Source organism: Thalassospira sp. UBA4513, from assembly GCF_002388495.1.
Taxonomy (GTDB): Bacteria; Pseudomonadota; Alphaproteobacteria; order Rhodospirillales; family Thalassospiraceae; genus Thalassospira; species Thalassospira tepidiphila.
The window spans coordinates 2805-10652 of the sequence record NZ_DGMR01000015.1 but is presented as its reverse complement, the minus strand read 5'-3'; the positions used below and the strand labels follow the sequence as shown (position 1 = coordinate 10652).

At 56.5% G+C, this 7848-nt stretch carries 4 protein-coding genes; 1 reads left to right on the top strand and 3 read right to left on the bottom strand.

All coding sequences use genetic code 11. The features are described from left to right. The 3 genes from acs to B2T33_RS06045 form a co-directional block, all read right to left on the bottom strand. The coding region (gene acs / locus B2T33_RS06055; RefSeq protein ID WP_286791460.1) for an acetate--CoA ligase at positions 1-1937 on the bottom strand (1937 nt) is incomplete at its 3' end. Between the two features lie 299 nt (positions 1938-2236). After that, positions 2237-3775: a fatty acyl-CoA reductase gene (locus B2T33_RS06050; RefSeq protein WP_286791458.1), complete on the bottom strand. Its 1539-nt coding sequence runs from the start codon at positions 3773-3775 to the stop codon at positions 2237-2239. Between the two features lie 251 nt (positions 3776-4026). Further along, positions 4027-5355: a MinD/ParA family ATP-binding protein gene (locus B2T33_RS06045; protein WP_286791457.1), complete on the bottom strand. Its 1329-nt coding sequence runs from the start codon at positions 5353-5355 to the stop codon at positions 4027-4029. A 319-nt stretch (positions 5356-5674) separates the two neighbouring features. Here B2T33_RS06045 and B2T33_RS06040 point away from each other — a divergent pair, with 319 nt between their 5' ends. After that, on the top strand, positions 5675-7651 hold the full coding sequence (locus B2T33_RS06040; protein ID WP_286791456.1) for an HDOD domain-containing protein: 1977 nt from the start codon (positions 5675-5677) through the stop codon (positions 7649-7651). The last annotated feature ends 197 nt before the right edge of the window (positions 7652-7848 follow it).

Here is a 7848-nt window from a genome sequence, read left to right as displayed (position 1 = left end):
TGGCGGTTATCGATCAGGTCATCGACAACACCCGGATCGGCAAGGGTCGAGGTATCGCCAAGCTGATCATATTCGTTGGCGGCAATCTTGCGCAGGATACGGCGCATGATTTTGCCCGAACGGGTTTTCGGCAGACCCGGCGACCACTGGATGAAGTCCGGGCTTGCGATCGGGCCGATTTCCTTGCGGACCCATTTGACCAGTTCGGCGCGCAGCTCGTCGGTCGGTTCTTCGCCGGCATTCAGCGTGACATAGGCATAGATACCCTGACCCTTGATGTCGTGCGGAACGCCGACCACGGCGGCCTCGGCCACCTTGGAATGGGCGACCAGTGCGCTTTCGACTTCGGCGGTGCCCATGCGGTGACCCGATACGTTGATCACGTCATCAACACGGCCGGTGATCCAGTAATAGCCATCATCATCGCGACGTGCGCCATCACCGGTGGTGTAGACGTTTTTAAACGTGCTGAAATAGGTCTGGATGAAGCGTTCATGGTCACCATAGACCGTCCGCATCTGACCCGGCCAGCTGTCCTTGATGACAAGGTTGCCATCGGTTGCACCGGTCAGTTCCTTGCCTTCGTTATCAAGCAAGGCCGGCTGAACACCAAAGAACGGCAAGGTCGCCGAACCCGGTTTGAGGTCGGTCGCACCCGGCAGCGGCGTAATCAGGATGCCGCCGGTTTCGGTCTGCCACCAGGTATCGACAATCGGGCAGTTCTTTTTGCCGACATGCTCGTAATACCATTCCCAGGCTTCCGGGTTGATCGGCTCACCCACCGAACCCAGCAGGCGCAAACTGTCGCGGGTGGTGCCGTTCATGCAGGACTCACCTTCGGCCATCAAGGCACGGATGGCGGTAGGTGCGGTGTACAGGATATTGACCTTGTGCTTGTCCACCACCTGGCCCATGCGGGACGTGTCCGGGTAGTTGGGTACACCTTCAAACAGAACGGTGACAGCGCCGTTGGCAAGCGGGCCGTACAGAATGTAGCTGTGACCGGTGACCCAACCGAAGTCCGCAGTACACCAATAGACGTCGCCATCATGGTAATCAAACACGTACTCATGGGTCATAGAGGTGTACACCATGTACCCGCCCGTGGTGTGCAGTACGCCTTTCGGGGCGCCGGTGGAACCTGAGGTGTAAAGCATGAACAGCGGGTCTTCGGCGTTCATGGGCTCTGCCGGGCAATCTGTGGACGCACCCTTCATCAGCTCTTCGTAACTCACATCGCGACCGTCTTTCCAGGGCACATCGCCACCGGTGCGTTTGACCACGATAACCTTGTCCACGTCGGCGCCGGCTTCTTTGCTCAGCGCGGCGTCGACATTTTTCTTGAGCGGTATTTTGCGACCACCGCGGACACCTTCATCGGCCGTTACCACGAACCGGGATTTACCGTTAGCAATCCGGGCACCCAGTGCTTCCGGCGAAAACCCGCCGAAGACAACGGAATGGATGGCGCCGATGCGGGCACAGGCCAGCATGGCAACACCTGTTTCAACAATCATGGGCATATAGATCGTAACAACATCGCCCTTCTTGACGCCCTGGTCTTTCAGGACGTTCGCGAACTTACAGGTTTCTTCGTACAGTTCGCGGTAGGTCACGTTGCGGGAATCAGCCGGGTCGTCGCCCTCGAAAATAATGGCCGTCTGGTCACCGCGCTTCTCCAGGTGACGGTCCAGGCAGTTGGCGGCGGCGTTCAGTTGGCCGTCTTCAAACCATTTGATGGATAGGTTGTCGTAGTCGTAAGTGGTGTTTTTTACCTTCGAGAAGGGCTTGATCCAGTCCAGTCGCTTGCCGTGTTCAGCCCAGAAGGTCTCCGGGTCATTCACCGACTGTTGGTACATCTTCTCGTACTGATCCCGGTTTAGCAGGGCCCGTTTGGCCACGTCCGGACTTACCGGATAAACCTGTTTATCAGTCATTGTGCTCCCCCTTATTAGTCAGAGTCTGTTGTCATTATCGGTTATTTAATAAAGAGCGTGACGGGCAAAAAAAGCCCTGAAGACGGATACACATAGTTCAACACGCGCGCCAGTGAACAATGAATTAGACTAACGTCCCAATCCGCCAGCACTTTTAGCCAGAATGACGGTCTCACGAGGGGCGACCCTATGTTCTGGAGCCTGCTCTAAAGGATAGTCCTGCCAGCAGAAACAACAAGTGACGTTCCGGACCCCGGGAACCGGGGTCCGGATAGAAAGGACAGCCGACTGATGGGGTATCAGGCGGCCTTCTTGTGGGTCTGGGCGGCCCGCAGGCTGTACAGTTTCCGCTCCTTGAGAGCGTAGCGGTTAAGGCCTCCAAGGTGGATCTTGCACAGGTACAGCTGCCAGTCGATCTGACGCGCATCCACCGGAAACAGGACTCGATCCAGTTTCCCCATCCGGGAGGCCAGGGCCATCAGCGAATCGTTGCGGAAAATGTAATCCGGTGCCGTGTAAAAACCAAAGATGGTGGCGAGTGAACGCGTGGTATCGAGGTTTTTAAGGACCTTCAGCTCACGGTTCTGGCCAGCCAGTCTCAATGCCTTGCCTGCAATGGACAATGGCACGCGCATGCCGCCAACCACAACATCAAACAGCTTGCGATTGACCGCCACAAACGGTTTCGTGGGCCGTCGGTAGAACAACTGGCCATACGACGCATAGTTGGACTTGGCTTCTGCCATCAGGTAGTCAATGAACTTACCCAACGAAATCGGATTTGAACTGCCACTGCAGCACTGGTAGATGCGGCGTTGCGCAGGCTCGGAAATGGCTTCTGCCAGGGACAGGATGATGCTGTTGGCCACCAGGTCCACCGGGATCACATCTATAATGCCGCTACGCTTGCCTGGGAACAGGGATACCTTCTCGCGGGCGTAGGCGAGGATGATGGCGTCCGCCACCTTCACGCCTTCAATCCATCCCGGAGAGGGCTCTTCCAGTGCACTTTCAATGATGGAGGGGCGAACAATCGTGAGTGATCGCCCGGAAAGGGCTTTCATCAGGAGTTGCTCACCCAGCCATTTGGTAAACGTGTAGGTGTCGCTCCAGCCGTAGTGGTTGGCCTCGCGAATGCCCAGGTCCACTAGCTTTTTCTCAAGCACTTTGCCGGAGTATCGGGCCTTCACGTCGGAGATCTTGTCCTGCAGAAGGTGTACAAGCTCTTCCGTTTCATAGTATCCGTCGGTGCTGCGGGGGATAGACTCGCCCGCCGGCTTGATGACGGACTCCGTGATCTGGCCGGAATTCTTGCCGTTGACGTAGCAGGTGGATACCTGGATAACCGCCATGGCGCTATTGAGCTCCGCCAGGGCGGCAACGTTCTCCAGGCACAGGGTGTTGATCTTCAGTGCCTTGTCGAGCTCCTCCCGGAAGTTGACGCTGGCTGCGGAATTGATAAACGCGTCGACCTGCCCGGCAAGCGCGCGGAACCGTTCTGGCGGAAGCCCAAAACGGGGCTCAGTCACTTCACCGGTGATGCAGTGAACGCGTTCCTCAAGAAAGGTTTCGAACGCCTCGTTGTCATCGTGTCGAAGGCGCTCGAATACAGACGAACTGGCGATCTCATTGAGGAATCGCTCACGCGCCGCTGGATGCCTTTTGTTACCACGGATAAGCAGATGGATTCCGCCAATATCCGGCACCGTGCGAATTAATTTTTCCAGTACCACCTTACCGAGAAACCCGGTGGTGCCGGTGATCAGCACGTGTTTACCGCGTAGCTGCTCAAGAACACCGGACGCTGACGCTCCGTTTTGTTGCTGCTGTGTTGCCATAGCGAGAACTCCTTCTCAAATTCACTGTGTAGCCATCAAATTGCGGTAGTTTTCAGGTAAGAGGCTGCCTGCCTCTTGCCTCTGCATTTTGCGGGCCACGATTCCGGGAATAGGGCTGATTTTTGCACAGACCGAATGACAGTGCGGTGACATAGGGCAAAGTTACGCTACAAACTGCATCAATAAAATGACAATAAAATAAGGTGACTAAATGCAAAAAAAGGCGTGGAGAAAAACCGGATAAAAGACGCTCAGGAACCGTTCTTGTCTGTGCCTCCCAGCGAGCGCAAAAGCTGGTCCAGGGAGATATTGGACGGCTGTTCCTTAAGCGCTCGGATCAACCGGCTCTGCTCGCCAAAGCTGATACGGTCATAGTAGGGTTCCCGCTCTGGCCTGTTTGCCATTGGTTCCGGCTTGCGTGGAACCACCGCAGGGTCAATCTCTGAGGCGAGGTGGCGAAGATGGGTCGCCATATGCTCTCTTTGTTCCTTTTCCAGCTTTTCCCAATTGAGGGAGGCTAAGCCGGTCTGGATAATCTCAACGGTATCTGCGTCCATTTTGCGCCCCAACAGTGCAAAAAGACTCTGGAACGCTTCATAACGCAGCAGCGGCTTTTCATCGCTGCCTGCCAGTATCTTGCCGAGTTCCGCGGTCAGTCGTTTGCACTCCTGGGCTGGGTCGACCGGTGCCCGTGGTTGCTCGCTGCCCGCTGAGCGATCTGTATCTGATGCTCCTGTTTCAGCTGGGCTGGAGGAGACCCGATGCCAATAGGCGGCAATCCCGGCCTTGCGAGGCGGCAACTGGCGTAGCCGCACATTCAACATGTCGGCCAATGTGCGGAACTGGCGGGTGGACGGATTGGAAGCCCGCATCAACGCCACCGGACGCTGATTCATCACCGACTGGCGCAGAGTTTCGTCACGCCAGATCGCACCCAGGTAATGCAATTGCAACCCCAGGTGTCGCACCGCAGCGGCATCAAGGCGCTGAAACACGGAGCGAGCCTGACTTGCACCCTGGGCCATGTTCACCAACACGCTCGGCGTCCTTCGGTAGCCACGGCGAATCAGCAGTTTGATCAGGGAGAAGGCATCGGTCAGCGATGCAGGGTCTGGCGTGACCACGACGCAGGCCAGTTCCGCCGCCGCAATCATGTGCATGCCGGTCTTCTGCAAGCCGGAGGCAGTGTCTGTGATCACGTAGTCGTAATTTTTCTCTAGCCTCGACAACGCCTTGAGTACACGGAGACTTTCTTCAGCAGCCATGTCGACACACTGCTCGACCCCCGAGGCGCCGGGAATGATGTGCAGCCCCCACTCCGATTCCATGATCACATCGCGGAGGGAGCACTCATTGGCCATTACGTTAGCCAGGGTCCGTTCCGGATACCGGCCCAGCATGATACTGACATTAGCCAGATCCGTGTCACCATCCAGCAACAATACTCTGTAACCCTCTCGCGCAAGGGTCAGGGAAAGGTTCAGTGCCACCGATGTTTTTCCGACGCCACCTTTGCCACCGGTTATGGCCAGTGTTCTGGGTTGCTTCGGAATGTGCCTGGAAGTGCGGGAGTCGGTCATGAATGCCTATAGGCGCTGTCTTGTCCGTCGACTGACACGTGATCCGGGTGAAATTTGAGTACTGTGTCAAAGTGTAACCCGGACGGAGTTCTAACTGTAGACAAAAAGAGGCGGGTTGCCTGCCCAATAATGGACGGTTTTGCGACATTTAACCTGTAAAAAGTTTACACACATCCAAACACAGGTAATACTCTGCTTAAAAAAGGACCAATAACTGTTTAATAAACGCAGCTTATTGTCTAAGCTCCATCGGGTTAGTATTTATGAACAAGTCGTCAGATACTAACGACAATATCTGGCGCGTTATACAGGCAGGCCTATGCTGATTGCCCCTGACATACAGCTACCGAGTCTCCCAGAGGTTACCCTTAGGGTGCTTGAAGCCTGTCATCAGGACGAAAATTATCGCCGAATAAGCGATATTGTTTCTGCCGACACCGCACTGGTTACTCGTGTTCTCGCCCTGGCCAACTCAGCATTGTATGGCCCCACCTCGCAAATACGCTCCATTGACCAGGCGCTGCTCAGGCTGGGAACACGACGATTCCATACTCTGGTTCTGACTGCGGCACTGCGCCAGCTCCTTTACGAACTCGGGGCAGACCAGTGGCAACAGCTAAGGGACTTCTGGCGCCATTCACTGACCACCGCTCTGACTGCCAGGGCCCTGGCAACACTGACGCGCTACCCCGAACCCGACCAGGCGTTCATGCTGGGAATGCTGCACAATGTGGGCGAGCTGATCGCGCTGAAAACCCCGCCTGGAGAGACCCAGCAATACTACCTTGACCACCAGTCCGATATTGCTGCCGAACTGGTAGATTCATGGGGTCTGGGACCCATGGCAGTTGATGCTATGCGCTACCAACAGGCCATGCCAACGGAAATACGAGATGCCGGACACCTGGTCAAACTGATTAGCCTGGCAACACGCCTGGCACTTTCGGACGCGGTGGGCATTGCTGCAGCGGGGACCATTTTTGGCCTCAATGAAGAACTCACGCGAGAGATCAACCGCAGGATCGACCAGGAAGTGAGCGGCGTGGCCGAATCGCTGGGCATTCCGCTTTCGGAAGACTACGACGCCCGCCACTCCAACCACAAACTCAAACAGACCATACTGAAACAGGCCATGGCCAGCCAGGCGTTGGAACTGTCGCCGATTCGCGGCAGTGCCCAGGAGAGCCTGGCCGCAACCGTCACCAGCCTGACACTGATCACCGGCCTTCCGACACTCTATTTTGGCCAGGCCGGGGACGGGCTGACGCTGCTATCCTCCAGCACTGGTGACGTCCCTGATCTCACGGTTGCCATTGGGGCAGCCACCAGCGTGCTGACCGAGGCCTGCAGCAGCGGCAGCGCCCTGTGCCTCGATCATCGCTCACCGACGGTACTGGACCGCCAGTTGCTTTCGCTCTTGAAAACGCCTTCTCTGGTGGCTATCCCCGTGCGTGGGGAAGATCCATGTGCAGGCGTATTTGTCGTCGGTACTGACCATGAAAGCTCTGGCCAGGCAGAAGAAATTGGTCGCCTGTTCAGCGCAAAACTGTCTGACGCCGTCACCGCCACGCAGCCCAGGAGCACTGCCCAGGACGGTCTGGAAGCCGAACTGGCCCGACAGGCCATTCGTCGTCAGGTCCATGAAGTGAGCAACCCGCTTACCATTATCCGGCAATATATCTATCAACTGCGAAACCGGCTGGATGATAACGAAGTACAGGGAGAGCTGGACGTCATACGTGACGAGCTCGATCGCGCAGGGGATCTCCTGTTGCAGATCAGCCGGGCTCCGAGCCATGATTCAACGAACCCGACCGGCGCCTGCAATCTTAATGACGAACTGAGAATTCTGCGGGACTTGCTGGAAGACAGCCTGTTCAGCGGCGGCGACAGGGCGCTGGAGCTGGATCTGTGCGAGGACCCCACCGACGTTACCGTGCCCGGCGCGGTCATCCGTCAGGTGGTTATCAACCTGGTCCGTAATGCGGCAGAATGCCTCGTTGACGGCGGCGAAGTGGCTATTCACACGCTGGCACCGGTCTGGCAAAGCGGAAAAACCTGGGTGGAACTGGAAGTGGCGGACACCGGTAATGGAATTCCCGATGAGGTCCGCAAACACCTGTTTTCACCGGTTCAATCCACCAAGAGCAAGGACCACAGCGGTCTTGGTCTGAGCGTGGTTAAACAGTTGATTGATGACATGGAGGGCATCATTAGTTGCCGCACGGGACGCGGAGGGACAGCATTCCGAATTCTGTTTCCCGCAGCGGCAAATAAAAAAAACGATGAAAAATGACGAAGAAACGACGGGCGTACTGACATGAAACCTGCGAGCACCGAGTGGACTTACGGCGACGACGGAAAGGCGCGCATCCTGGTCGTCGACGATGATCCGAGACTGCTTTCCGGCCTTGCTTCACTGCTCAGAAGCAAGGGGTACGAGGTCACCGAAGCGGAAGGTGGGCGCATGGCCTGTCGCATCCTTGAGACCGA